Here is a 25611-nt window from a genome sequence, read left to right on the forward strand (position 1 = left end):
GCGGATGGAGAACCCCTCTCGATGAATCGCTCGATGCGAATCGGGGTCGTCTTGACCTCCGCGGTGGCCATCCTCGCGCCCCTCCTGCTGGTCGTCTGGCAGAGCTTCCTGGACGGTCCTTTCTTCGCCCGCAACGTGCACCCGACGCTGGGGGCCTACCAGTTCGTCTACGAGGACCCGGACTTCTACCGCGCGCTGGGCAACTCGGTGCTGGTGGCCGCGGGCATGGCGTGCATCGCCGTCCCCGTGGGGGCGCTGCTGGCGTTCCTGCTGGTGCGCACCGACCTTCCGGGCCGGCGCTGGGTGGAGCCACTCCTCCTCACCCCGATGTTCATCTCCTCCATCGTGCTGGCGTTCGGCTTCGTGGTGGCGTTCGGGCCGGTGGGTATCGTCAGCCTGTGGGTGAAGGGCTGGCTAGGCAGGCTGCCCTGGGACATCTACTCCCGCTCGTCGCTCATCCTCATCGCGGGCCTCACCCACGCGCCCCACGTGTTCCTCTACGCCGCCACGGCGCTGCGCAGCCTCGGCTCCGACGTGGAGGAGGCCGCGCGCTCCACGGGCGCCGGGCCCCTGCGCGTGGCGTTGACGGTCAGCCTGCCGATGATCCGCCCCGCGCTGATGTACTCCGCCGTGCTGGTCTTCTTCCTCGGCTTCGAGCTGTTCGGCCTGCCGCTGGTGCTCGCCGATCCCAAGGGGGAGCTGGTGCTGGCCACCTACCTCTACAAGCTGACCAACGTGTTGGGCATCCCCTCCTATCAATTGATGGCGGTGGTGGTGATGGTCATCGTCGCCATCGCACTGCCCCTGGTGTGGCTGCAGAACCGGCTGCTCCAGGGCGCCAACCGGTACGTGTCCATCAAGGGCAAGGCCCAGGCGTCGCGGCCCATCTCCTTGGGGATGTGGCGCTGGCCCGCGGTGGCGTTCATCGCGCTCTGGCTCCTGATGGTGGTGGTAGCCCCCGTCTGCGCCCTGGTGCTGCGCGCCTTCCTGTCCAGTTGGGGCGAGGGAGTGAACATCGCGGGAGCGTTGACGCTGGAGCACTTCCGCGAGCTGGCGCACTACCCCAACCTGGTGCGGGGCATCACCAACACCCTGGTGCTGGCCGCCGTGGGCGGGGCCGCGTCAGTGGTCGTCTACACGCTCATCAACCTCGCGGTGCACCGCTGGCACTCACGTTGGGCACGGGTCATCGACTACCTCGTGCTGCTGCCCCGCGCCATGCCGGGAATCGTCGCGGGTCTGGCCATCTTCTGGGTCTTCCTCTTCGTTCCGCCGCTACAGCCCTTCCGGCAGACGCTGCTGGCCATGTGGGTGGCCTACACCCTGGTGTGGATGGCCTATGGCATGCGACTGGTGTCCGGCAGCCTGTTGCAGCTCGGACCCGAGCTGGAGGAAGCCGGCCGGGTGGTGGGAGCGTCTCCAGCCCGCGTCAGCCTGGACGTCACCCTCCCACTGATTCGCGCGGGGTTGGTGGGCAGTTGGCTGCTCGTCTTCGTCACCTTCGTGCGCGAGTACTCCACCGGCGTCTACCTGCTGGGCCCTGGCACGGAAGTGATTGGTTCACTCCTCGTGTCGTTGTGGGCCGCCGGCGCGGTGGACACCGTCGTGGCCCTCTCGGCCATCAACATCGCGATGGTCGCGGGAGGTCTCTTGTTGATCACCCTGTTCGGAAGGAAGGCACACCATGGCTAGGTTGCTCGTCGAGGACGTCCACGTCCGGCTCGGCGCCAATGACATCCTCAAGGGCATCACCGCCGACTTCCGGGACGGCGAGGTGGTGGCACTGCTCGGACGCTCCGGCAGCGGCAAATCGACCCTGTTGCGCTCCATCGCCGGACTGGAAACCCCGAGCAGGGGCCGCATCCAGATCGGAGACCGGACGGTCTTCGACGCGGCGGCGAAGATGAACCTGCCACCGGAGCAGCGCGACCTGGGGCTCGTGTTCCAATCCTATGCGTTGTGGCCCCACAAGACAGTGTTCGAGAACGTCGCCTACGGCTTGAAGCTGCGCAAGAAGCCAAGGGAGGTCATCGAGCAGTCGGTGCGGGAGGTGCTCGAAGGCGTGGGGCTGCAAGGCTATGGCGAGCGGCTTCCCAGCCAGCTCTCCGGAGGCCAGCAACAACGCGTGGCCCTGGCACGAGCGCTCGTCTACAGCCCGCCGCTCGTCCTCCTGGATGAGCCCCTGTCCAACCTGGACGCGAAGCTTCGTGAGGAAGCGCGCATTTGGATTCGCGGCCTCATCAAGCGGCTGGGACTCACCGCCCTCTTCGTCACCCATGATCAGGTGGAGGCCATGGCCATCGCCGACCGGATCATGCTCCTGGACGGTGGGCGCATGGTGCAGGACGGCACGCCGGAACAGCTCTACACGCAGCCCCAGAGTCTCTTCGCCGCGAACTTCATGGGGGTGAACAATACCCTCCAGGGACGGGTGGTGGAGCACCGCGAGGGCGAGGCCCGGCTGGAAATCGACGGGCTGTCGCTGTGGGGCCAGCAGCGAAATGGAGCGAACGGCGCCGAGGCCGCCACCGGCGTCATCCGCGTGGAGGAGATCGGGCTGGCGTCCGGACCTGGGGAGAACCGTCTTCCCGCCCATCTGGCCAGCTCCATCTACGTGGGCGGCCGTTGGGAGCACCAGTTCCAGCTCGCGGGGCACCTGCTGCGCGCCACCACCCGACAGGCACTGACCCCTGGCGCCTACACACTCGCGATTCCGAAAGAGCATCTATGGATCTTCTAGAGACCGCGCTCGTGGGCGTGCTCCTCACCTGCCCCGTCCTGGCCTCCGCGCGAGAGGCGGACGAGCCCTTGAACGAACGCGTCCGCGCCCAACAGGAGGAACTGGAAGCGCTCCGCGCCCGGCTCCAGGTGCTCGAGAAGAACCAGGCACAGGATCATGATCAGCTGACGCGAGTCCGTGCCGGCATGACACCGATCGCGCCCCAGCTGGTGCCGCCCGGCCCGGCCACGGCACCGGTCGAGACCGCGCGGGCCTCGGCCATGCCCACACAAGCACCCGCCGCGAAGGCAACGGACCTGCAAGTCGAGTGGGGAGCGGGCGCCCCCATCTTCCGCTCGGCGGACGGTGTCTTCTCGTTCAAGCCACGAGGGCGCATCCTGCTCGACGTCAGTGGCACCGGCGGCTCCCGCTACGAGGCCCGGAACATCACGACGACCGGCTCCCGGGCGCTCCGTCTGGGCATCGAGGGAGGCGTCGGGCCGCACTTCTTCTACCAGTTCGAAAGCGACTTCGCCGAGAACGGTGTCGACGTGGTCACCGCCTTCCTCGGCTGGCGCCACAAGGTGGCCGGCCTCGATTACGACATCCGCATCGGCAACCTCTTCAATGATCGCGGCCTCGAGGGCTCGACGGGCTCGGACGCGACGCCCTTTCTGGAGCGAACGGTCGTCGGCACATCGGTCATCCCGCAGCGCGGCTTCTACGGCGTCGGCGCGCAGGGGCGGCTGTTCGGGCCAAGCTGGCATGCCTCGCTGACGCTCTCGGGCGATGACGTCGATGGCGCCTATGCCGTCAGCGACAGCCGCACCCTCCTGGCGCGTGCGCACTGGAATCCGCTGAAGACGTCCCATGCGGTCATCCACCTGGGCCTGTGGGGCTTCGACGAGCGGTTGTCGTCGGCGGCGAGCACGGTGACCCGCAACACCGTTATCGGAGGCCGGTTCAACGGCAACCTGCGCGTGTCGACCGGCTCACTCACTGGAGCCACGCACGACACCGGCTATGGCGCCGAGCTGGGAGGCTATGTCGGCTCGCTCTGGGCCATGGCAGAACTCGGCCAGCGACAGGTCCGGCTGGAGGACCCAAGGGACTTCTCCCACCTCGCCTGGAGTACATCGGTCGGATGGTTCGCGACGGGCGAGACACCTCCCTACAATCCGCGCTTCGGTAATTTCACCCAACCCCACGTCAGCCGGTCCGTCCTCGACGGCGGGCTTGGGGCGCTCGAACTGACGGCGCGCTATGAGTCGCTGGACTTCACTCACGCGCTCCTGGCTGGCCGGGGCTGGGCGGCGACCGTGGGCGTGAACTGGTACCTCAACAGCTTCACCCGGCTGATGCTGAACGGCATCCATTGGCACACCGACAACCGCAGCGGCGACTTCACTGGCGGGGACGACGGCCAGACCGTGAGCATGCGCGCGCAGGTGTCCTTCTGACCGGCTCCCGGAGCGAACATCGTCATGGCTGGTCCATGCGTCCCGTCTCCCCCCCCACGGCTCAGCAGGAGCGTGGGGCACGAGGGGCGCCGCACGCCCCTATCGTGCGTCCACGGCGGCCTTGAGTACCCCCATCTGCTTGCGGATTCCCAGGCTGAGTGGCACCGCCACCAGTGTGATGACCGTGGCCACCAGGTAGACGTCGTTGATGCCCGCCACGAACGAGAACAACTCGATGAGACGGCGATCCGTCATCCCCTGTTCCACGAGCACCTCCGCCTCCCGGGTTGAGAAGGTGGCCAGGAGCGACGTGAAGATGGCGATCGAGAACGCTCCGAACACGTTCCGCAACCAGTTGCTGATGGAGGAAGCGTGGCCGCTCAGCTCGCGTGGAATCTGCTCCATGCCCGCGTTGCTGGCCGGCATCATGGACAGAGAGATACCCACGTTCCGCACCACCATCCACACCAACACATAGGAGCGTGGAATCTCCGGCGTCAAACGGCTCAAGGCATACGTGCCTCCCGCGATCAGAAGGATGCCTGTCGCCATGAGCGTGCTCGGCCCGAGTGTGCCATACAGGCGCCCGACCAGGGGCATCAGGAGCGCCATGGCCAGGGAGGCCGGAAGAAGGATCAATCCGGTCTCGAGCGGCGTCACTCCCTGAATCTTCTGCAGGAACAGCGGGACGAGGAACGCGCCCGAATACAGGCTGATCGTGATGATGCTCGAGATGAGCAGCGTCACCGCGTAGCGGCCGTTCGCGAGCACACGCAGGTCCAGCAGCGGAGCGCTCGTCCTCAACTCCCTGGTGATGAAGAAGATCAGTGACAGCGTCCCAACCATGAACAGGGACACGGTCTTCACATCGGTCCATCCCCAGTCCCGTCCCTGGCTCAAGGCACTCAGGAGGGACAGGGTGCCGATGATGACGGTGAGCAGGCCGAGGAGATCGAATGCCTTGGAGGCCCGCAGGCGGTAGAAGGGAATGGTCCGCACGGCCAGGCCCACGGCGACGAGGCCGAGCGGAACGTTGATGAAGAACAGCCACCGCCAGCTGCCCAGGGTGATCAACCAGCCCGCGAAGGTGGGCCCGAACGCGGGAGCGAGGCTCGCCGACAGGCTCCAGAGACTGGCGGCCAACGCCTGCCGTTCCCGGGGAACGAGCTGGTAGATGAGCGTCATGGTCACGGGCATGATGGCGCCACAGAACGCGCCCTGCACGAACCGGAAGAGCACGAGCGAGCGCGTAGCCCAGGCCAGCCCACACAGCACGGACGCCAGGATGAAGCCCACCAGACTGGCCACGTACACCCATTTGAAACTGAAGCGTCCGCCGAGATAGCCGGTGAGCGGCGCGCTCGTGCCCATGGCGAGCATGAAGCCCGTCAGGGTCCACTGCAGCAGGGAGAGCTCGGCACCGAAATGCCGCTGCAGTTCGGGAATGGCGATCGTGATCGTGCTGGAACTCAGCGTCGCCATGAACGACCCGGCGAAGAGGGCGAACATGAACGGCCAGAACCGGGTGGCTCGTGGATCTTCGGGTGGATGCATGACGGGGTCGGTTACCAGACGAGCGGCAGGCTCGTGACCGCCAGGTTGAAGCCTCCCATGAACCGCGGCGGCGATTGGGAATCCAGCCGGAACGACGGTACGCGCTTCAACCACTCCTGGTAGAACACCTTCATCTCCAGACGGGCCAGGTTCAGCCCGACACACCGGTGCGGACCCGTGTTGAACGTCTGGTGCTGCTCCGTCCGGCCCAGGATGAACTGCTCGGGATTGGGGAACGCCGCGTCGTCGTAGTTGGCCGCGGGCAGGAGCAACGACACCGTGTCACCCTTCTTGAACTGGACGCCATGGCAGACCTCGTCACGCGTCACCTGCCGGACCGTGGACGCGATGCCATGGAGCCGCAGCAGCTCCTCGATGGCTCCGGGCAGGAGGCTGGGGTCGGCCCGGAGCTTCGCCTGCAGCTCCTGATCGCGCGCCAGGCGCAGGACGCCAAAGCTCAGGGCATTCACCACGGTCTCCAGCCCCCCGAGGAACAGGGTGATGCTGTAGCCCAGCATCTCCTGGAACGTGGGGTTCTGACCGTTGATGTTCACGTCGAGCAGATGGCTGATCAGATCCTCCTCGCGCTTCTCCTGCCGGGCCTTGATGACCTCCGCCAGGATCCCCGCGATGCGTTTGAAGACCCCCTCACGGGTCGCGTGATCCACCGTGGAGGACGTTGCCTGCGTGGCTAGATGACGGAACTCCGCCAGACGGTCGGTGGGCATGCCGGCCAGCTTCATGAACAACGTGACGGGCAGTGGCTCGGCGATGTCCGAGAGGAAGTCACAGCGACCCGCGGCGAGCACCTTGTCGATGAGCTCGTTCGTCATCGCCCGGATCGCCGACTCGAGTCCGGCAACGGATTTGGCAGACAGCGGCTGGTTGAGCGGTGCCCGGTACGCCGTGTGCTTCGGCGGATCTACCGAGATGGGCAGCAGAGACAAGCTCTGCTGCGAGTCCTTCGCGCCACTGATGAAGGCGTTGCTGAAGACCTCCGGGTTCATCGTGATGTCCACGATCGCCTTCTTCCGGGTCACCACCCAGCTCCCCCCATTATACGGGGTGAAGAAGATGGGCGGAGCCTCGAGGATGAGCGAGCGCATCCGGGCATGCGGATCCTGCAGCAGCCGCGGATCCCGGGCGTTGTCGTATTCGTAGACCAGCTCCGGCGGGACGTGTGCGGGAATCTTGTCCAACTTCTGTCCGTTAAAGGCATCCATGTTCGAACATCCTTGGCTGTTGGAGAAAAAGCACGGGGACTCGACCGGTCCTCACTCGCTCGTCTGCGAGACGGGAAGACGGACCACCAGCCCCTCCAGCTCGGGCGTCACCTTGAGCTGACAGGTCAGCCGGCTGTTGGGCCGCACGTGGAAGGCGCACGCGATCATCCCCTCTTCCGCCGCATCGGGAGGAGGGAGCTTCGTGAGCCATGCCTCATCGACGTAGCCGTGACAGGTCGCGCAACTGGCGAAGCCTCCGCACTCGGCGACGATTCCTGGCACGAGGTTGTTCTGCGCCGCCTGCATGACAGACTGTCCCTCCTGCGCCTCGACCTCGTGCTCCTTGCCATCCGCCTCGATGAATTTGATCTTCGCCATGGGTCCTCCTGGATTCCTTCCGGGTGTTGACGGGTCAGTTCATCCGCTCCGAGGGGACGCACAGCCGCTCGCGCAGCGTGGCCACGGGGGTCTCCCAGTGGTGCTCGAACCAGAAGTCGAGGAACAGCGGGGACGCGCGGCCCCGGTGGTACGCGGCCCGCACCCGCCGCAGGTACTCGGACCGCCCGATGCCGGGCTGTGGAGCCTTGAGGTGTCCGAGCGTGCCGACCAGCAGGATGAGCACCGCGGTCCGGATCCCCAGGTTGCCCAGGGCGTATGCCTGCAACTCCATCTCGCCCATCACATCCGTGGCGTAGCCCGTCAGCACGTGCAGCAGGTCATGCGTCTCGCGGTAGCGCTTGCCGATGTAGTCGATGTCGTTCTTGAGTTCGAGCGTCGTCTCGAAGGGCGAGATCTTGTTGTCGCGGAAGTAGCGCGCGAACTCATGGCCGAGCGTTCCTTCCGGCAGGCGCTCGAGCGCATCCAGGTCCAGTTCCTTCCCCTGCAGGGAAGGGCGCTCGGACAGCATGCGGCGCCCCGCCTCGCCGCCCTGGAGTTGCTGGGCGAGCGATGCGTAGACATTGCCATCCAGACAGGCGTTGATGAGCTGGCCATACGTGGGATTCCCCTCGTCGCCCCTGACGCGTTTCAGGGCTTGGAGCGCCACGCGCAGACGCGTGAACAGGGAGGCGTTGTCGGGCAGGAACAGGGGCTCGGCGTCGACCCCGGGGGGTTGGCTGGCATGACTCGCATTCATCTGGTCATTCCTCCTTCACTTCGGTTGTTTCCGACGTCTGGACGGCCCCGGTTCAACCCGGGTCATCGCCGGGCGGTGACAGGGGCCAGCCACAATCCGACGAGCGCGTCGACCAGTCCGGCCGCGGTGGACGCCCACGTCGAGCGGGGCATCGCGGTGCCCGCGTGCAGCTCACGCTCCCGCTCGGCGCACATGTGCACGATCATCAACCGGCTCATGTAGCTCCGCTCCTGCCGCACCTCCTCGGGAAGACGAGGGACCAGCCGGAACATGCCGTCGATGGTCTGCTGCATCGACGGCGAGGAGACCGCCTCGTTGATCACGAGTTCTCGCAAGGACGGATGAGTCGTCACCTGGGCGATGAACCGCGCGTACCAGGAGGGACTGCCCAGCGAAGCGAGGTGCTCGGTGTTCGACCGCACGAGGCAGGACACCCAGTCGCGCAAGTCGGGCGAGTCGGTGATTTTCGCGAGCATGTCGGTCCGCCGCCGTTCCACCGACTCGGCGTGCCGGCGCACGATCGCCACCACCAGGTCCTCCTTGCTGCCAAAGTGGTAGCCCACCGCGAAGTTGTTCGACTGGCCCGCCGCTTCGCTCACCTGGCGGTTGGAGACCGCCTCCACTCCGTGCTCGGCGAACAGCCGCTCCGCGGTGACGAGGATCAGCTCGCGTGTCTCGCCGCCCCGGTCGGATTTGCCCGGCCTCATCCGCGCACCGGGACCCTTTCCAGACGGCGCGGCAACACGCTCGATACGGTCTGGTCGGCACTCATCAAGACCTCCAGGAGATGGCCCATCCGCGAGCCCATGCGAACAGAATTAAGTCGATCGACTGATGAAGTCAACCGACTTAATCCAGGGCCCGAGAAGGCTCACGCAGAACAAGTCGGAAAGAAGCCGGAATCGAATCCGCCGCCAGAAGCGCCAGGCGAGCGCCTTGGGCACCGGCGGCTGGCGGTACCTGACGGCACCCGTCGAGAGTCGACTCGACGGGTGCCGAGCCAGGGCGCTGGCCGTTCCTACTTCGGCAACAAGGCGCTCATCTGATTGTAGATGAACCGCGCCGCGCGCTGGGGGTTCAGCCTGTAGACAGCGTCCATGAGCGTGGCGTCGTTTCCCACCATGACGCGTTCCCGATTGCGCTCGATGCCCTCGATGATGATCCGCGCGGCCTTGTCAGGCATCAGCGTCTTGAACGATCCGGCCTCTCCCTTCGCTGGCTGACGGGCATCCAGACCCGAGTTCACCATGATGTTCGTGCGAACCGCTCCCGGAAACACCACCGTGACCCGCACGTTCGTCCCCTGGAGTTCCGAGTTCAGACCTTCCGTCAGGAGCTTCACGGCCGCCTTGGCGGCCCCATAGATGGTCTGCCCCGGCACGGGCAGGAATCCCCCCATGCTGGAGACGTTCGTGATGTGGGCCTCGGGGCGTGCGAGCAGATGCGGCAGGAACGCCTTGGTCATGTAGAGCGTGCCGAACAGGTTGACGTTCATCACCCGGTCGATCGCCGCGTAATCGAGGTCCTTCAACCGGACAAAGGGTTGAATGATGCCCGCGTTGTTGATGATGCCGTCGACCGTCCCAAAGCGGGAGAGGACCTGACCCGGAAGCGCTTCCACCAAGCCCCGATCCGTGATGTTCACGGTGTAGGTGGCCAGCTTGTCCCGGTTCGCTCCAGCCAGCTCGCGGGTCCCTTCAAGGGCAGACGTGTTGATGTCCACGGCGGCGACGCTCGCGCCTTTCGCCAGAAGCGCCAGGACCAACTCCCTGCCCATCCCACTGCCGCCGCCGGTCACGACGACGACCTTGTTCTGGACCTTCATGGCCGTGCATCCCCCTGTGCGGGGACGAAGCGATAGAGGGCGCTCTCCACGTCCGACGACAGGTAGATGGTCCCCGAGTTCCCCACCGCGACCCCCGTGGGGATGTGGCCCGGCGGCATGCCCGCGCTCTCGGGCAGACCGATGCGCAGGCCGCTCGCGATCACTGTCAGGCGTCCCGTGGCCGGATCGATGCGCACCAGCCGCTTGCGGCCCACCTCGGCGACAATCAGCCCCCCGTCCGGATGCCGGGCGATGCCCTCCGGAGCCTTGAGACCCTTGGCCACCGTGCGCCGCGCGCCATCCGCCAGACGCACCCGGGTCACCCGCCCCGAGCGCACCTCGGTGACGTACACCCCCGGCTCCGTCGCCTCCGTGTCGGCCACGAGCCCCACCGGCCCCTCCAGGCCCTCGGTCAGCACCGTGGTCCCCGCGGGCTCGGCGGTATCCACCCGCACGAGCCGGCCCGTGGAGGCCTCCGCGACGAGCAGCGTGCCATCGGGAAGCTCAAGCGCACCCTGGATGCCATTCGTATTGGGAATCGTCCGCAGGACCTCTCCGGTGGCCTTGTCCAGGACCTGGATGTTGCCGAGGTAGCCGCTGCTGAGCACCACGTGCTTTGTGCCCAGACTCACGTTCATCGGGAAGGTCATCCGGGTGGAGAGCACCCGGGTCGTCTGGGTCATCATTCCATCGCGCCCGCCCACCTGGCGGAGGGCATGCACATCCGCCACATACAGGCGCTCGTCCGGATCATCTGGCGCCACGGCGAGACCCGCGGGCACGCTCAAGCGCCCCTCGACGAGGGTCCGCACGGAACCATCGGCGGGGTTGAACACGCGGATGTCATTGTCCACCATGTTGGACACGTACACCTGGTCATCGGGGCCCACCTCCAGGTTGTCGAGCCCGGAGGCCAGCTTCGCGACGACTTCCTTGGCGCCCGTGGCCACCCGGACACGCACCAACTCGCCCCGCGCCGCATCGACCACGTAGAGGTTCTCGCGGCTCGAGTCGAAGTTGACGGCGGTGGGTATCCCAAAGCCCTCCGCCACCACCTCGATGGTCCCCGTGTCCACATCGATCCGGGCGATCTGCTGCTTGAGCAGGAGCGGGCCGTACAGCCGGTCGTCGGGGCCGAACTGGAAGCCATTGAGGAAGCCGTGCTGGGAGAGGACCTTCCGAGGCGGCGTGCGCCCATTCGGGTCCACTTCCCACAGCGCATCGCCCCGGCCGAGCTGGGTGACGTAGAACCGGCCATCCCGGCGGAAGGCCAGCGAGTTGAGGCCCGGCAAATCCTTGGCGATGACGCGCGTCTTGCCATCGGGGGTGCGTCGCATCAACTGGCCGGTGAAGTAGCCGGTCCAGTAGATGGAGCCATCCGGACCCACGGCGACGTCATCCGCGCCGCCCAGCGGAGGCCCCACGAGGGTGGACACCTTGCCGCTGCTCAAATCGACGGAGTGAACCGTCTGGCCCATCAGATTGCCGGCCAGCAGGTGCCCCTTGCCATCGAGCGCCAGCCCATGGACGCCTTGGAAGGGCGAGCCGGCCACCACCTCCTCCTGGCGGTAGGCCTTCGCGGGGGAAGCGGCCAGGGAGGGAGCGCTCAGCATCAACGCCCAGGCGGCCAGGGACCTGGAGAGGAATCGGGACGTGGAGGAGTTCATGGGTTGGAGGACGCTCCAGCGCGCGTGAGCTCCAGGCCCGCCAGTTCGTCGCCCTGACGCCACGCGCGCAGGACGTCGATGAACGCGAGGGTGTCACCCCCGAAGGAGGCGCTCTTCACCATGTGCGCGCCCGCCTTGACGCCCTCGTTGTTGTAGTAGCCGGGCGTGCACTCGGGACCGCCGAAGGAGGCGCTCGTCTTGAGGCGGCCGAGGATCACCTCCCACCACTGCTGCTCCGCCTGCTCCGAGGGCTCGGCCACCTCGACGCCCCGCTTGAGGCAGCGCTCGATGATGTAGGCGGCGTGCTGCGACTGCTCGTCGAGGATGTGCACGAAGTTGATCGCCCAGCCGCTCTGGGTCGTGGTGAACATCAACAGGTTCGGAAAGCCGCGGCTGTGCATGCCATGCAGCGTCGACGCGCCGGCCGCCCAGGTCTCGCGCAGGGACTTGCCGCCGCGCCCGCGGATGTCGAAGCCCAGGTTGCGGGTGAAATCACCCGAGACCTCGAAGCCCGAGGCGTAGATCAGACAGTCGACCGGATATTCCTTGCCATTGACCACCACCCCGGTGGGGGTGATGCGCTCCACGCCCTTGCCCTCGGTGTCGACGAGCTGGACGTTGGGGCGGTTGAACGTGTCCAGATACTCGTCGTGGAAGCAGGGCCGCTTGCACATCTGGTTGTAATAGGGCTTGAGCGCCTCGGCCGTCGCTGGATCCTTGACGATGGCGTCCACCCGCGCGCGGATCTCCTCCATCTTGCGGAAGTCGGTCATCTGGCGCAGCTCGGCCGCTTCCTCGGGCGTCCGGGCCTGAGGGCTGTCGGCGTTCTGGAAGATATAGGTCCACCCGTCCTGGACCATATCGACGTCCTGCTGGCGGCCGGAGACGATGGCGGAGAAATTGCGGATGCGCTCCTGCTGCCAGCCGGGCTTGAGCGTCTTCGCCCAGGCCTCGTCCGTGGGCTGGTTGTTGCGCACGCCGACACCCGAGGGCGTGCGCTGGAAGACATACAGCTGCTTGGCCGAGGCCCCCAGCTGGGGGATCGCCTGGACCGAGGTCGCGCCCGTCCCGATGATGCCCACGCGCTTGTCGGCCAGCTGGGTCATGGCGCTCGTGGGGCCGCCGCCGGTATAGGCGTAGTCCCAACGGCTCGTGTGGAAGCAGTGGCCCTTGAAGGTCTCGATCCCCGGGATGCCGGGCAGCTTCGCCTTGTGGAGGATGCCGCCCGCGATGACCACGAACCGCGCCGCGAGCTTGTCGCCCCGATCGGTCGTGATGTTCCAGCGCCGGGCGTCCTCATCCCAGTCCATCGTCTGGGCCTGGGTCTGGAACAGCGCCCCCTTGTAGAGGTCGAAGTGCCGGCCAATGCGCTGGCAGTGGGCGAAGATCTCCGGCGCCTTGGCGTACTTCTCCTTGGGGATGTAGCCGGTCTCCTCGAGCAGCGGCAGGTAGATGTAGGACTCCACGTCGCAGGCGGCGCCCGGATAGCGGTTCCAGTACCAGGTGCCGCCGAAGTCGCCTCCCTTCTCGATGATGCGGAAGGAGTCCACGCCCGCCTGACGCAGCCGCGCCCCCGCCAGCATGCCGCCAAAGCCACCACCGATGATCAGCACGTCGATCTTCTCGGTCAGCGCCGGACGGGTGAAGCCGGGCTCGACGTAGGGATCCTTGTCGAAGTCCGCGAAGACGCCGCTCACGGGGATGTACTGGGTGTTGCCGTCGGGACGCAGCCGCTTCTCGCGCTCGATCCGGTACTTCTCGCTCAGCGCCTCCGGAGAGAAAGAGACCTCGCCCTTCTTCGTCGCAGTCATCCGCACACGTCCTTTCGGCTCGACAGCCGCGCTATGTACACGGCTGTGTACATCACTGGACTTAACTCAATTCCTGTCGTAAGTAAACAGCCGTGTACACATCCCGCCCAACCGACCCCAAGCCATCGGCGCGCCAGCGAGACGCCGAGCGCACGCGAGCCTCCCTGATCACCGCCGCGCGGACCCTGTTCTCCACGCGGGGCTTCGCCAACACGGGCGTACGGGACATCGCGGAACTGGCCGGGGTGAACTCCTCGCTCGTCGGCCGCTACTTCGGCTCGAAGCAGGGGCTGTACCGGGAGACACTGGAGCAGGTGCTCGATATCACCCCGCTCCTCCAGGTAGACAGACGCCGGTTCGGTGAGACCGTGGTGTCCCTCTTCCTCGGCGCACAGGACGCTCCGGGCCCACTGGCGATGCTGATCCTCTCGGCGGTCGACCCCGAGGCGTACGCGACGAGCGTCGAGCTGCTCCAGAAGAAGGCCATCGAGCCCCTGGCCCGCTGGCTGGGGCCTCCGGATGGAGAGGGGCGCGCGGCACGGCTCAACATCCTCTGGAGCGGCTTTCTCATCAGCTGGAGGCTGCTGCCCATCCAGCAGCTCTCCGAGGCGCGCAACGCCTCCACCCGCCGCTGGCTGGAGGCCGAGATCCAGGCGATCGTCGACGAAGGCGCGCCCTGAAAGATGCCTCGGCCTGCATCGGACCGGGCTGGCCCCTGTACACCGTGCCCGCATCTTCCGCGAGAGGGGGGCTGGCACTCTCCACTCGCGGGACACAAGTCACAGGCATGGCAACCGTCGAGCTTGGCAAAGGCAACTTCAAGGACACCGTGTCGAAGGAGGGGATTGTCCTCATCGACTGGTGGGCATCCTGGTGCGCGCCCTGTCGCGCCTTCGCTCCTGTCTTCGAGCAGGCCAGCGAGAAGCACCCGGATATCACCTTCGGGAAGATCGATACCGACCAGGAAGCGGAGCTCTCCGGCGCGTTCGCGATCCGCTCAATCCCCACGCTGATGGTCTTCCGCGACGGAATCATGCTCTTCGAGCGGGCCGGGGCACTGCCAGCGGTGGCGCTCGAGGACATCGTCCGCCAGGTCCGCGAGTTGGACATGAACGAGGTGCGCAAGCAAGTCGTGGAGCGAGAGGTCCGGCAGCAGCCCAGTGGCTCACCCCAGACTTGACGCCGAGGGGAAGAACGCCTCCATGGAGACGCCACCTTGGCGTTGTGCATCCACGACTCCATATCTTGGTAACTCATGCAGAGGGAGCGAAGACATGAAGAGCTCGAGCATCGCAACCGCGCTTGTCTGCCTGATGGCAACCACCGCCGCGCAGGCGCAGCAGGCGGCACAACAGCAAGAGGGGAAGCAGGCACAGCCGCCCACGACAACGGAGCCGCATTCCATCGCGGGCGGCGCGCTCCTGGGCGTGGAGGTCCGGGAGCTGACGCTCATCGCCACCGGATACCGGGCGTCGAAGATCCTCGGCGACACGGTGTACAACGACAAGAATGAGAGGATTGGCAGACTCGAGGATCTCATCATCAAGCCAGATGGCACGGTCTCCTACGCCATCCTCGAGGTGGGCGGATTCCTCGGTATGGGGACACACCGGGTGGCCATCCCGGTCGGCCAGTTCACCGGGGTGAAACCCCGCATCACGCTCCCTGGCGCGACGAAGGACACCCTGAAGAAGATGCCCGAGTTCACCTACGCGAAGGGCCAGTAGGCCGCCAGACAGGCCCTGGGAACATCCAGCCCGCACGAGTCCGGCCCCCATTTCCGCCCCGCGCATTCGCAGCGCCTCCCAAAGGCGCTATCCTGGGAAAGCCCTTCATCTCGGAAAGGCATCCCAGGAGGCACGCATGCAGACGAAGTCTTTTGTCGTGAGCATCATGTTGGTCGCGGGGCTGTTGGCGGGCTGTGGTGGCATCGAGAGCGACACGGAGGTCGGGTCCGCTTCCATCGGCGGTGAGAGTGCCGAAGTCAGCGCCCAGGCGTGTAATGACTGTGGCTGGCTCTTCGTGCGGTGCATGTCGCGCGCGTCGACCAACGAGGCCGCGGCCCAGTGTGAAGAGTCCCGGGCGCTCTGCGAGGAGACCTTCTGCAACCAAGTCCGGCAGGCCAGTGCATGCTCGGACACGTGCGACGCGAAGCTCAACACCTGCCTCCGCAACGGCACCGTCCACCTGTCCATCTGCTTCGACCGCCACGAGAACTGCATGCAGATGTGCCCGATCGAGGAGTAGCGGATGCAGCCGCGCCGGGCGCTTCGACACCATCCCCGCGCGGCGCACGCCGTAACCGTTCCCCAGCTCAGGCGGTGAGCGCGAGCTGCGGTTCAGACGCGGAGGGGAGGAGCGAAGGCCCGCATAGGCCGCGGCGGTGCGCGGCGAGGGTCTCGTCACGGCCGCAACGATTGGAGCCGAGGGGTCCGGTCCGGAGCAGTGGCCACCATGGCGTCGATCAGCGTGCGGGCCTCGCCGGGCCCCTGGACGCCCAATGCCGTCAGCGTGGAGTTGCGGCTGAGCGTCCACAGCAGGAGCGAGACGGCGGAGGTGGGCAGCTTGCCGAGGACCGCCGCGCCCGAGGGCGTCAGGGGATTGCCGAGGGAGCGGACCAGCTCGAGTCCCTCGGTCAGACCCAGGGCGAGTTCGCGCGCCTCCGTCCAGGAGAGGCCATGGCCGCGCCGGTAGACCCGGTCGAAGATGATCATCATCGGCACGACCAGGGCCGCGTGGGTGCGCAACCAGCTGTGCATGTCGGTCTGGGTGTCCGTGGCGATGCCCGCCTGGGAGAAGACCTCGGCCCAAGCGGGATCCGTGACGATGGTGATCTGCGGCGCGACGGCCGAGCGGGGAATGACCTGGGCCTTGAGCCGGCCGTCGACGAGCCCGGCCATGATGGCCGGAAAGCCGAAGCGGAAGCGGTCGGCGCCCACCACGTCGCGCAACCGGTCGAGGGGCGCGAAGGTGTTGAACATGAACATCACCTGCTTCGCGGCGCTCTGGCGCAACGCGGGCAGCACCGCGTCCACCTGGGACTCGAGCACGGAGACCAGCACCAGGTCCCACGGGACGGTGGTGTCGAGCGCGTCACTCACCTCGACGGGCGCGCGCTCGCCGCGGGTGGTGACGATGGCGCGCTCCTTTCGCAGCCAGTCGAGACGTGCTCCTCGGGCGATGACCGTCACGTCGTGGCGCGCGCGCGAGAGGTGGAAGGCGAAGGTGCTACCGATGGCTCCAGGACCCAGGATGGCGATCTTCATGGGGCCCCCTCTAACAAGCCCGGTCGTTCCATTCATGGAACAGTGCGTGCCGACGCGGGGGGCTGACACCGGCCTGGAAGCCCGTTACATCCTTCCTCGCCATGAAGAACCCCATCCAGCAGACCCTGCCCCTCGGTTCGCCTCCCTGGGTGACCGCGGATCCCTTCCTCTTCTGCGTGCACCATGACGACCAGTACCCCGCGGGCAACGAGCACCAGGGGCCCGAGGCGTCGCTGGACGGCCGCGACCTGGGCCAGGACTTCGCGGGCAAGGACGGCTGGCGCATGTACCACGGCGAGGAGGTGCCGGGCTTTCCCGGTCATCCCCACCGCGGTTTCGAGACGGTGACGATCGTGCGCAACGGGCTCATCGATCACTCCGACTCGCTCGGGGCCACCGCGCGCTTCGGCCACGGGGACGTGCAGTGGCTGACGGCGGGCACGGGCATCGTGCACGCGGAGATGTTCCCACTGGTCAAGCGGGGCGAGCCCAATCCGACCGAGCTGTTCCAGATCTGGCTGAACCTGCCGGCCGAGGACAAGCACGCGCCGCCGCACTTCTCCATGCTCTGGAACCAGGACATCCCGCGCCTCGCGTTCACCGACGAGGCGGGCCGGCGCACCGAGGTGACCGTGGCCGCGGGTGAGCTGGACGGCCGGCGCGCGCCCCCTCCCCCGCCCCGCTCCTGGGCCTCGCGTCCGGACACGGACGTGGCCATCTGGACCCTGCGCCTCGAGCCGGGCGCCACCTGGACGCTGCCGCCCGCGAAGAACCCGCGCGCCCACCGCACGCTCTACTTCTTCGCGGGGGGCGCCCTGCGGGTCGCGGACCAGCTGTGCCGCGAGCACCAGATCCTCGCCGTGAGCAGCGACGCCGCGCTGCGGCTCGAGGCCGTGGAGGGCACGGTCGAGGTGTTGATGCTCCAGGGCCGTCCCATCGGGCAGCCGGTGGTGCAGTACGGGCCCTTCGTGATGAACACCCGCGCGGAGATCCAGCAGGCGATGATGGACTACCAGCGCACGCGCTTTGGCGGCTGGCCGTTCCAGAAGAACGATCCGGTGCACCCGCGGGACGAGGGCCGGTTCGCGCGGCACGCGGACGGCCGGGTCGAGCGGCCCGCGCGCTGAGCAGGTGACGCCGCACTTCCACTCGCTGGTGCCGGACGGCGTCTTCGTGCCGGGGGAGGGAGGCGTGCGCTTCGAGGCGAGGTCCCCCATCCGCCCCATGCGTCGCGGCGCGCTACGGGTCGAGCCGCGTCAACGAGATGTCGCGGATTTGGAAGTCGTCCAGATTGCCGGTGGAGCCGCCTCCACTGTCACGGCTGTGGATCTCGATGGTGTTGTTCCCCTGCAGGAACAGGCCGCTCTCGAACACCATGGACTTGCCCTGCCAGGACTCCGCGCTCTGCACGGGCAGGGTGCGCTGGGCATGGCCATTGATGACCACACGGTTGGTGGAGTTATCCACGTCGAACAGGTCGAAGTTCAGCTTCACGAAGGGCCCCCGCGGCACCGCGGGCAGGTAGAGGTTCAACGTGAGCTTCGTGGTGGGCGACGGCACCTGCCAGGTCGCCATGGTGTTGTCGCCCAGGTGCTCGACCTGGGTGTAGAGGCTCGTGGTGAGGGACGAGACGTGCACAATCTGCAGGGCACTCTCGCCTCCCGAGTACCGCACGCTCACGCCGTACCAGAGGTCTCCCACCACCTGGGGCTGGATGTTCTGGATGGCCTGCGTGGCCTGGTTGTCCAGGAAGGCGGTGTCGAGGTCCGAGAGGGTCCAGTTCGCGGTGCTGTCGAAGCGCACTCCGTCCAGACTCTTGCGGATAGAATAGCCGAGCACGCCCGAGCCGGTCATCGGGTTCCACGACAGCCGGATGCCATTGTTCGTGACCGAGTACGCCAGCCCGGTGACCGGAGCCAGGGAGCCGTTGCCCGAGTGCAACGAGGTCACCGACTCGATGTCAGAGCCCGGGGTGGAAGAGTTGCTGGTCGCCGTGGACAGGTCCTCGATGCGGACATAGCGCGCCGAGGATAGCCCCGTCGCGGAGATGTCCAGGAGGCTGAACGCCGAGCCGGTACCGACCAGCACGAAGCTGGCGGGGTCGGTACTGTCGGAGATGAGCACGCGGTACTCCTCGTCGACACCACCCGTGGCGCTGCCGATTTCGCGGATCTCGATGTCCGGTCCCGACCCGTCCACGATGGGCGTATCCCCCATGTCCAGCACGATGGAGGCGCCCGGGCCGCCCATGGCCAAGAATTTGCTGTCAGGCGCCCCGAGTGTGTCCAACGGGTTCGAGCTGCTGTTGCCGACATTCCCCGTCAGCACCACGGAACTGATCACCTGCTTGGCATAAGGCTCGGAGGCCTGGGCCTGCCCCGCCACTCCCAGGGACAGCATGAGTCCCGTGACTGCTTTCAATCCCTTCATTGGATGTTTCCCCTCGGTGTATGGCGAGGTCCACGGGTCATCGTCGTTGATGACCCGGAGAACCTGCGTGTTCGTTCACCACGGGCCGGTTTCTCTTGAGCCCTGGTGTGACGCGCTCTACCAGTTGCTCCGCGTGAACGCTGTGAGCCACTTCACACGGGTAAAAGGAAACATCCGCGCCCTCGTCCACCTCCGACTTACGAGGCATGTCCACAAAAGCGGCTCAGTCCCAGAATGAATCTTTTGTGGTAAGAATCGGGGACACCCCTGCTTTTCCAGAAAAACTCGGAAAGGTTCCCGTCATGGTGATCCCCGACTCCTTCCTCTCCTGGCGCACGCTCGCGCGCCAGGCCGTCTTGCTGAGCGCACTCGCCGCGTGCGGCCCGACCGATGTCGCCGCGCCCGAGCCGACGAGCGAACTGAAGACGACCGCTCAGTCCCTGCTGCCCTTTCCCTTGCAGGTCTCGGCGGCGACGTCAGTGACCGGCTCCCAGACAGGCGTCTGGTCCCGCATGCCCGCGGTGGCGGTGGGCAATGGCATGTATTTCCTGGTCTGGATGCAGTACGGCGAAAGCGCGCCTCCGGCCATCTACGGCCAACGGGTGCGGACCTCGGATGGCGTGGCACTGGACGCGGCGCCCCTGCTCATCTCCAAGGGGGGCTCGTCGGTCAACCTCTATCCGTCCGTGGCCTTCGATGGCGCGAACTTCCTGGTCGTCTGGGAGGAGGGTCTGCCTTTCGTTTTCGGCCGACGGGTGCGGGCCTCGGACGGTGCGCTGCTCGACGCCTCACCCAGGAACTACGGCTCGTTGCCCAACTCCTTCATGCCGCAGGGGTACCCTTCCGTGACGTTCGACGGGACGAACTACCTGCTGACCTGGGTGGGATTCCACGATCCCTCCCAGGACTACGTCCGCAAGGTGATGGGCCGACGGGTGCGGCCCTCGGATGGCGAGCCCGTGGACGATCCCTTCGCCGTTGCCTCGGACCACGCCCGGTCGCACGCCGCCAGTACGGGAGGAACCAGCCTGGTGGCGTGGGGAGCGTCCAACGGCGTCAAGGCGGTGCGGTTGGACACGGCGGGTCAGGCGCTCGACGCGTCGCCGCTCGTGCTCTCGCCAGCGTCCTCGCGAGACGTCCGCGTGGCGGCCCAGGGCGGTGAGTTCCTGGTGCTCTGGTCGGACAACGGTTTGTGGGCCCGGCGCGTGCGGGCCTCGGATGGCGCGCTGCTCGGCGCGGCGGTCCTGGTGGACTCGGCGCACATCAACACGCCGCGGACTTCCTTCGACGTGTCCTTCGATGGCGCGCACTACCGTCTGGTCTGGTTGGGCACGCGCGAGGGCGCGCCCCGGCTGCTCACCGCGCGCATGTCTCCCGGGGGCTCGGTGGACGCGGGGACGGAGCAGCGCCTCTCGGACATCCATGCCGTGGGCTATGACAACGGGGTGGGGGTCGCCGTCGCGGGCCCGGGCCAGTTCGCGGTCCTCGGCACGCGCATGCCCTCGAACAACTCGAATGTCTTCTCCCAGCTCGTCAATCCCTTCTCATGCACGCCGGATGTGACGCCCCCCATCGTCACCTGTCCGTCCACCAAGACGTTCGAGTGTGTCTACAGCGGCCAGCGCGTCCTGACGGACTTCGAGTTCGGAGACAACTGCGGCATCAATTACACGAGCACGTATCCCAACTACATCGGTGCGCCCTATACGCAGACGTTCTCGGTCTCCGCCACGGACATGTCTGGAAACACGACGCACTGCCACACGCAGTGGCATGTCGTGGACACGAAGAAGCCCACGATCACCCTGTACGGCCCCTCGCCCATGACGCTGCCCTACGGCACGCCCTACGCGGAGCCGGGTTATTCGGGCGACGACACGTGTGATGGGTTCGGCCCGTGGATCAACTCCCAGATCCAGGTCCATGGCACGATCAACCCATACAGCCCGGGCCTCCAGGCCATCCACTACCAACTCACCGATCGCGCCGGCAACACCACCGAGATGTATCGCTTCGTGACCGTCCTCTCGCCGTAGGGAGGAGCCCCAGGGGCCGGAGCGCGGAGGTTCCGGCTTCCAGGGCCCGGGTCATCGCTTCGGGGGCCTGGTGTCGAGTTGAGGATGGGATCCGGACCTTGTTGAGGAGCGGGCGCGAGTCCGAAGGGCGGAGCAGCGGCCGCTCGGGCTCGAAGGGCCGCGAGAACAACGGGCCCTTGTCGACGAGGTCCGCCGTGGTGAAGCCGCCGAGGAACTCCCGCCACATGAGGGCCCCGGTGCGATTGGCCGCGAATCGGCCATCCCACGTGCCGAGCAGCTTCCGCATCGGGTGCGGTGGGTGATGCTCAAGGACGTAAGAGTTCCTAACAAAACCGCTGGAGAGAGCGCAGGAGCAGGAGGTCGCAGGCGAGCAGGAGAAAGGCCTCGTGGATGTCGGCGCGTCGCTCGTCGCGCATGCGCAGGCGATGGAAGCGGTGGAGCAGAGCCAGGCGCTGCTCCACCACCCAGCGGTAGCTCCCCAAGCGGTCACTCGAGGCAACGCCGGGACGAGCAATGAGCGGGGCGATACCCCGCTCAAGCAGGCCGCGGCGATTGGCTCGGGAAGAGTAGCTCTTGTCGCCGTGCACATTGTCGGGCCGTCGTCGCGGTCGTCCTCTTCTACCGCTGACCGCGGGCATGGCGTCTACCAGCGGTAACATCTGGGTGACGTCGGGGACATTGGCCGCGAGTGGGCGCCCTCGGCGGTCGACGAGAAGATGATGCTTGCTGCCCGCCTTCGCTCTGTCCGTCGGGTTTGGCCCCGTTGCACCCCCTCTTTGAGCGCACGCATGCTGGAGGAGTCGACCGAGGCTCGGCGCAGGTCGAGTCGGCCTCGTCGGCGCAACGCGCGCAGCAACTGCCGTTGCAGGCGCTGCCAGACGCCCGCCTCGTACCAATCGCGCAGGCGGCGCCAGCACGTCATGCCACTGACGCCGAAGACTTCCTGGGGCAGCTCTTCCCACTGGATGCCCGTCTTGAGCACGAAGATGATGCCGCGCAAGTACGCCCAATCGTCCGCTGGAGGCCGACCTCCTTTGGGCCTGGGCGGACAAGTGGGGAGCAGCGGCTGGATGCGGCGCCAGAAGACGTCCGGGACCCGTTCGTGGCGGGCCATGCGACGAAGCTGGGCATGCTCCCTTCCTATGGCTAGGTTTTGTTAGGAACGCTAAGGCCCAACGGCCCGGTAGCTAATGACCTTCCATGCAGCGAGGGGATCCCCTGGGCGTGAGGTGACGTCCTTGAGCCCCCGGGCAACAACGCCCGTCTCGCCGAGCCATCCGTTGACGATGAGACCCGTGAGCCCACCCTGGCCACTGCACTCGGCATGGAGACGCGCCTTCTCCTCCCGGCATTGCTGGGCCGCGGCTCGCGCCTGCTGCTCGCCCTGCCGGAGGGAGGCCACGGTGCGCTCGTGGCGTGACACCTCCACCTGGCGCTCCGCCTGGGACGGGTGGACCACCAGCACGAAGGTGGTACTCGTTGGCGCCGCGCCAACCTAGAAGTAGACCGTCACCGGCACGCGCTCCCCGTCGTGCAGCGCCTCCGAGGCCACGAGTGTCAGCGTGTCGTCCACCAGCTTCACCCGACGGAACCACTCCCGCCCCTCCACTTCCACGCGCGCCAGCTTCGCGTCGAAGCACAGGGTGAGTGACAATTCCGGCCGGATGCACACCTCCGGCGTCTTGCTGGGGAGGTGTAGTTGACGCTGAGCACACGCACGAATGTAGATTGCGACCCAGGTCAAGAGCCGCATACCAGGCTGGAACGCTCATGAAGCTCATCGAATACCGGGTCAGCTCGGGTGATACGCTGTCCACGATCGCCCGGCGACACAACGTCCAAGTGGAAGTGTTGTCCCGGCTCAACAGCCTGAGCGATCTTCATCGTCTCTAGGCCGGTCAGGTGCTGAAGATTCCGAAGGAGCCCGCACCCAGCCCCCGCCTTTCGTCGCAGCCTGCGATGTATCGGGTCCGCGCGGGGGATACCCTGTCCGCGATAGCTCAGCGCAACAACACCACGGTGGAGGCGCTGACCCTGGCCAATCACCTCAAGGACCCCGACCGCCTTGCGATCGGTCAGGTGCTGAAGATTCCGAAAGAGCACCCTCCCACGTCGCAGGCTCAGGCCAAGAACGCCAAGGCGCCAAGTACCAGGGAGCCAGGGACCAAGACGTCGAATGAGCTCCTGTTCGAGAATGGCAAGGAGATCGGGAGCTTCGGCCGGGTGAGCATTGATGAAGGCGTGAACCTTCGCGCAGCACCCGGTGGAGCGATCCTGAAGTGGCTCCCCTTCAACACCCGAGTCTTCGTGAGCCGTGAGTACCCCGGCGACTGCTACTTCGTGACGCTCGACGATGGGAGCTTCGGCTATGTCCACTCGAAGTACGTAAGCATCAATCCCCCGGAACCTGGGGCCGTCCTCTACAAGATCAAGAAGGACGAAGGTGCCCTGCAGATCGTGAAGAAGCACTATAAGGGCAGTGCCATCTCCTGGGGACAGGACGAGCGCTATTACGTCAATGTCCTCGTCGAGGCCAACCGCGGCAAGAACCCCTCCGGCATCTACAAGCCGTACGAGGGCGCGGATTGGAGCAAGACGCAAACGCGCGAGACCTTCCTCATCTGGGTTCCGACCCTCGACTTCGCCAAGAGCCTGCGGGGCAAGGTGTCTTCGGGCTCCATCAGCTACGAGGCATGGCAGGCCGCCAAGAGCACCGCCTCGGCCGTCGGGGATTTCTACCTGGCCTATTCCGCGTTCGTGGCCGGTCTGATCCACGGTGCCCTGGAGTCGATATGGGATCTCCTGACCGGTCTCGTCGATCTGATCAAGCTGATCTGGGACATTCTCAAGAGCATCTTCACGAAGGAACTCTTCTCGGATCTGAAAAGCCTGTGGGAGTTGGTGCAGTCACTGAAGCCCTCGCAGTTGATCGACGCAGGCATCAATGTATTCCTCTCCCGGTGGAACGCACCGGACTTCCTCCGTCGGTGGCTCTTCCGAGGTTGGGTGGTCGGCTATGCGATCGCCGAGATCCTCATGGCGGTCGTCAGCGGCGCGGCGACCCTCGTGAAGTGGGCAGGCAAGGCCGGAAAGTTCAGCAAGCTCATCGCGAAGCTTCCCAAGGTGCTCAAGCTCGCCGAGAAAGTGACGGAAGCCACCAAGCGCATTCCGGAGGAATCGCTCAAGCGAATCAAGAAGGTCGTGTCCCGGACCCCAGACGAGGCCCCTCCCCGTAGGAAAGATCACATCCCGTGGACAGGAGCCCGATATGCGGAGGACGTCGATCCAGGTGATGCGAAGCTCTACGAGAAGATCCGCAACGCCGTGGATGACACCCTCGACATCGCCAAGAACCTGAAGCTCAAGCAGAGTGTCCTGGACAAGGTCAAGGACCACCTCTTCCACCGCGTGCACGAGCTACCAATCGAACCCAACAAGACCATCAAAGCCAACTTTTCTCCGGACCCAGATATCGCCGATCTCTGGACCAAGGCCATGAAAGGCAAGCTCCCCTTGGACGAGGCGAAACGTTTCCTGCGGCTGATGGCGCATGAATACGTGGAGAGCCGCCTGATGGAAAAGGGGCTGCCGTACCGGTCGTCTCATCCGGACGCCTACAAGTTCGGCTACAACATGCCCACCCCCAAGCATCATGGTGCGCATGATCTGGCACCGATTGTCGACGCGGCCAGGGAGCCGTTCGGACATTGGGAAAAGATGCTGGGGCGGAAGCCGCCCAAGTTCGAGTTCGCCTCAGACCTGTCTAATCTGGACGAACTGGTGGAACTCATCTGGAAGGGAAGCAAGGGATGAACGCTCACGTCACCGCAGTCGCCAAGCGCATCAAGGCAATCAACTGGGCAGGCTCGTTCGACAAGACCCCCTCACGCGTGGCCCTGCTGCGCGAGTACCTGCGCCGTGCCTCCTGGTGGGCCGAGGCCGTGAAGTCTGCGGAATGGCCCTTCTTCGACATCGCCGCCGGGCTCAACCCGGCAGTGAGAGCCGACCCGACCCAGGTTCAAGCCATCGAAGCTCACCTTTCCGTCAAACTGCAGGGCCTGCTGGTGGTGCGCACCTGTGTGCGGGCGCTGCACTTCGCTGCGCTGCTAGATGCAGGCGCGAAGCTTCCGCGTGTGCCCCCCTCGGTAGAGCAGCCATTCGAACCACTGCTGATGATGTTCGAGCGAGGCGGCGGCTTCCGCCTCGGAGGAAGTGGGCTCATCGAGGTCGACACCGCCGGCGTGCCGAAGGGTACCGCCCAGTCCCATCACACTGATAAACCGGTGGTGACGCTGGAGCCTGCCGCGCTGGATGCATTGGACGCTGGGGCATAGTCCGCCGGCCATCTGGACTCGGACGACATGCGCCAGGGCCTCAACTTGCTCGCATTCCAGTCCGCCGGGCACCCGAGGCGCCGGGGCCGGCATCCTCCGCGCTGGCCGCTGGAGACGAGACACCTCCGCTTGCCGCTGGATGGCTCCGGGG

At 66.2% G+C, this 25611-nt stretch carries 24 protein-coding genes and 1 pseudogene; 12 read left to right on the forward strand and 13 right to left on the reverse strand.

Annotated features, from left to right (window positions below):
• Positions 1-21: 21 nt before the first annotated feature.
• From MEBOL_RS09640 to MEBOL_RS09650, 3 genes are read left to right on the forward strand one after another with little or no spacing between them, the layout of a single operon-like run.
• Positions 22-1692, forward strand: a complete 1671-nt coding sequence (locus tag MEBOL_RS09640) for an ABC transporter permease (protein WP_095977141.1) — start codon at positions 22-24, stop codon at positions 1690-1692.
• The gene (locus MEBOL_RS09645; protein ID WP_095977142.1) at positions 1685-2740 is read left to right on the forward strand and encodes an ABC transporter ATP-binding protein; all 1056 of its coding nucleotides are present in this window, start codon (positions 1685-1687) and stop codon (positions 2738-2740) included. The genes MEBOL_RS09640 and MEBOL_RS09645 overlap by 8 nt, the downstream gene beginning before the upstream one ends.
• Positions 2728-4179 (forward strand): OprO/OprP family phosphate-selective porin, encoded by a 1452-nt coding sequence (locus MEBOL_RS09650; RefSeq protein ID WP_095977143.1) that lies wholly within the window; start codon positions 2728-2730, stop codon positions 4177-4179. The genes MEBOL_RS09645 and MEBOL_RS09650 overlap by 13 nt, the downstream gene beginning before the upstream one ends.
• A gap of 99 nt (positions 4180-4278) precedes the next feature.
• On the opposite strand, the gene MEBOL_RS09655 is transcribed toward MEBOL_RS09650, so the two are convergent.
• From MEBOL_RS09655 to MEBOL_RS09690, 8 genes are all read right to left on the reverse strand, one after another.
• Positions 4279-5733 (reverse strand): DHA2 family efflux MFS transporter permease subunit, encoded by a 1455-nt coding sequence (locus MEBOL_RS09655; protein WP_095977144.1) that lies wholly within the window; start codon positions 5731-5733, stop codon positions 4279-4281.
• Positions 5734-5744: 11 nt separating this feature from the next.
• Positions 5745-6956, reverse strand: a complete 1212-nt coding sequence (locus MEBOL_RS09660) for a cytochrome P450 (protein ID WP_095977145.1) — start codon at positions 6954-6956, stop codon at positions 5745-5747.
• A 51-nt stretch (positions 6957-7007) separates the two neighbouring features.
• Positions 7008-7334: a 2Fe-2S iron-sulfur cluster-binding protein gene (locus tag MEBOL_RS09665; RefSeq protein ID WP_095977146.1), complete on the reverse strand. Its 327-nt coding sequence runs from the start codon at positions 7332-7334 to the stop codon at positions 7008-7010.
• A 34-nt stretch (positions 7335-7368) separates the two neighbouring features.
• The gene (locus MEBOL_RS09670) at positions 7369-8091 is read right to left on the reverse strand and encodes a Coq4 family protein (RefSeq protein WP_095977147.1); all 723 of its coding nucleotides are present in this window, start codon (positions 8089-8091) and stop codon (positions 7369-7371) included.
• Positions 8092-8153: 62 nt separating this feature from the next.
• The gene (locus MEBOL_RS09675; protein ID WP_095977148.1) at positions 8154-8798 is read right to left on the reverse strand and encodes a TetR/AcrR family transcriptional regulator; all 645 of its coding nucleotides are present in this window, start codon (positions 8796-8798) and stop codon (positions 8154-8156) included.
• Between the two features lie 311 nt (positions 8799-9109).
• Positions 9110-9916 (reverse strand): SDR family NAD(P)-dependent oxidoreductase, encoded by an 807-nt coding sequence (locus MEBOL_RS09680; protein ID WP_095977149.1) that lies wholly within the window; start codon positions 9914-9916, stop codon positions 9110-9112.
• Positions 9913-11583 carry an SMP-30/gluconolactonase/LRE family protein gene (locus MEBOL_RS09685; RefSeq protein WP_095977150.1) on the reverse strand — a complete coding sequence of 557 codons (1671 nt, stop codon included), beginning with the start codon at positions 11581-11583 and terminating at the stop codon, positions 9913-9915. The genes MEBOL_RS09680 and MEBOL_RS09685 overlap by 4 nt, the downstream gene beginning before the upstream one ends.
• Positions 11580-13394 (reverse strand): flavin-containing monooxygenase, encoded by a 1815-nt coding sequence (locus MEBOL_RS09690; RefSeq protein WP_179956401.1) that lies wholly within the window; start codon positions 13392-13394, stop codon positions 11580-11582. The genes MEBOL_RS09685 and MEBOL_RS09690 overlap by 4 nt, the downstream gene beginning before the upstream one ends.
• 92 nt (positions 13395-13486) lie before the next feature.
• On the opposite strand from MEBOL_RS09690, the gene MEBOL_RS09695 reads away from it, so the two are divergent.
• The 4 genes from MEBOL_RS09695 to MEBOL_RS09710 all read left to right on the forward strand — a co-directional run bounded on the left by MEBOL_RS09695 (position 13487) and on the right by MEBOL_RS09710 (position 15641).
• Positions 13487-14074, forward strand: a complete 588-nt coding sequence (locus tag MEBOL_RS09695; protein WP_179956402.1) for a TetR/AcrR family transcriptional regulator — start codon at positions 13487-13489, stop codon at positions 14072-14074.
• 107 nt (positions 14075-14181) lie between these two features.
• Positions 14182-14574, forward strand: a complete 393-nt coding sequence (gene trxA, locus MEBOL_RS09700; protein WP_095977151.1) for a thioredoxin — start codon at positions 14182-14184, stop codon at positions 14572-14574.
• Between the two features lie 94 nt (positions 14575-14668).
• Complete coding sequence (locus MEBOL_RS09705) at positions 14669-15121, forward strand: PRC-barrel domain-containing protein (protein WP_245919608.1); 453 nt, start codon at positions 14669-14671, stop codon at positions 15119-15121.
• A gap of 136 nt (positions 15122-15257) precedes the next feature.
• Positions 15258-15641, forward strand: coding sequence for a hypothetical protein (locus MEBOL_RS09710; RefSeq protein ID WP_095977152.1), 384 nt, complete (start codon positions 15258-15260; stop codon positions 15639-15641).
• 155 nt (positions 15642-15796) lie between these two features.
• Here MEBOL_RS09710 and MEBOL_RS09715 read toward each other — a convergent pair whose 3' ends face one another.
• A complete protein-coding gene (locus tag MEBOL_RS09715) occupies positions 15797-16660 on the reverse strand; it encodes a ketopantoate reductase family protein (RefSeq protein ID WP_095977153.1) in 864 nt (287 codons plus the stop codon).
• A 101-nt stretch (positions 16661-16761) separates the two neighbouring features.
• Between MEBOL_RS09715 and MEBOL_RS09720 the strand changes: the two genes are divergently transcribed.
• Positions 16762-17787, forward strand: coding sequence for a pirin family protein (locus MEBOL_RS09720; protein ID WP_095977154.1), 1026 nt, complete (start codon positions 16762-16764; stop codon positions 17785-17787).
• Between the two features lie 112 nt (positions 17788-17899).
• On the opposite strand, the gene MEBOL_RS09725 is transcribed toward MEBOL_RS09720, so the two are convergent.
• Positions 17900-19060, reverse strand: coding sequence for a hypothetical protein (locus MEBOL_RS09725; protein ID WP_095977155.1), 1161 nt, complete (start codon positions 19058-19060; stop codon positions 17900-17902).
• A 332-nt stretch (positions 19061-19392) separates the two neighbouring features.
• On the opposite strand from MEBOL_RS09725, the gene MEBOL_RS09730 reads away from it, so the two are divergent.
• Positions 19393-21126, forward strand: a complete 1734-nt coding sequence (locus MEBOL_RS09730; RefSeq protein ID WP_157774843.1) for an immunoglobulin-like domain-containing protein — start codon at positions 19393-19395, stop codon at positions 21124-21126.
• Positions 21127-21449: 323 nt separating this feature from the next.
• On the opposite strand, the gene MEBOL_RS09735 is transcribed toward MEBOL_RS09730, so the two are convergent.
• The 3 genes and pseudogenes from MEBOL_RS09735 to MEBOL_RS44045 all read right to left on the reverse strand — a co-directional run bounded on the left by MEBOL_RS09735 (position 21450) and on the right by MEBOL_RS44045 (position 22870).
• Positions 21450-22240 (reverse strand): IS5 family transposase gene (locus MEBOL_RS09735; RefSeq protein ID WP_425437605.1). Its coding sequence is split into 2 segments (ribosomal slippage): positions 21450-21916 and positions 21916-22240, totalling 792 coding nucleotides; the frame shifts between segments, so codons are not numbered across the junction.
• A 51-nt stretch (positions 22241-22291) separates the two neighbouring features.
• Positions 22292-22606, reverse strand: a pseudogene (locus tag MEBOL_RS44040) (DUF2381 family protein); the annotation flags it as partial.
• A gap of 15 nt (positions 22607-22621) precedes the next feature.
• Positions 22622-22870, reverse strand: coding sequence for a DUF2381 family protein (locus MEBOL_RS44045; RefSeq protein ID WP_157774844.1), 249 nt, complete (start codon positions 22868-22870; stop codon positions 22622-22624).
• Between the two features lie 26 nt (positions 22871-22896).
• Between MEBOL_RS44045 and MEBOL_RS09750 the strand changes: the two genes are divergently transcribed.
• From MEBOL_RS09750 to MEBOL_RS09760, 3 genes are read left to right on the forward strand one after another with little or no spacing between them, the layout of a single operon-like run.
• Complete coding sequence (locus tag MEBOL_RS09750; protein ID WP_095977160.1) at positions 22897-23019, forward strand: LysM peptidoglycan-binding domain-containing protein; 123 nt, start codon at positions 22897-22899, stop codon at positions 23017-23019.
• A 9-nt stretch (positions 23020-23028) separates the two neighbouring features.
• Positions 23029-24939 carry a LysM peptidoglycan-binding domain-containing protein gene (locus MEBOL_RS09755; RefSeq protein WP_245919610.1) on the forward strand — a complete coding sequence of 637 codons (1911 nt, stop codon included), beginning with the start codon at positions 23029-23031 and terminating at the stop codon, positions 24937-24939.
• Entirely contained in the window at positions 24936-25460 is a 525-nt protein-coding gene (locus MEBOL_RS09760) for a hypothetical protein (RefSeq protein ID WP_095977162.1), read from the forward strand. Before MEBOL_RS09755 ends, MEBOL_RS09760 begins: the two co-directional genes overlap by 4 nt.
• Positions 25461-25611 lie beyond the last annotated feature (151 nt).

This window comes from Melittangium boletus DSM 14713 (genome assembly GCF_002305855.1).
Classification (GTDB): Bacteria; Myxococcota; Myxococcia; order Myxococcales; family Myxococcaceae; genus Cystobacter; species Cystobacter boletus.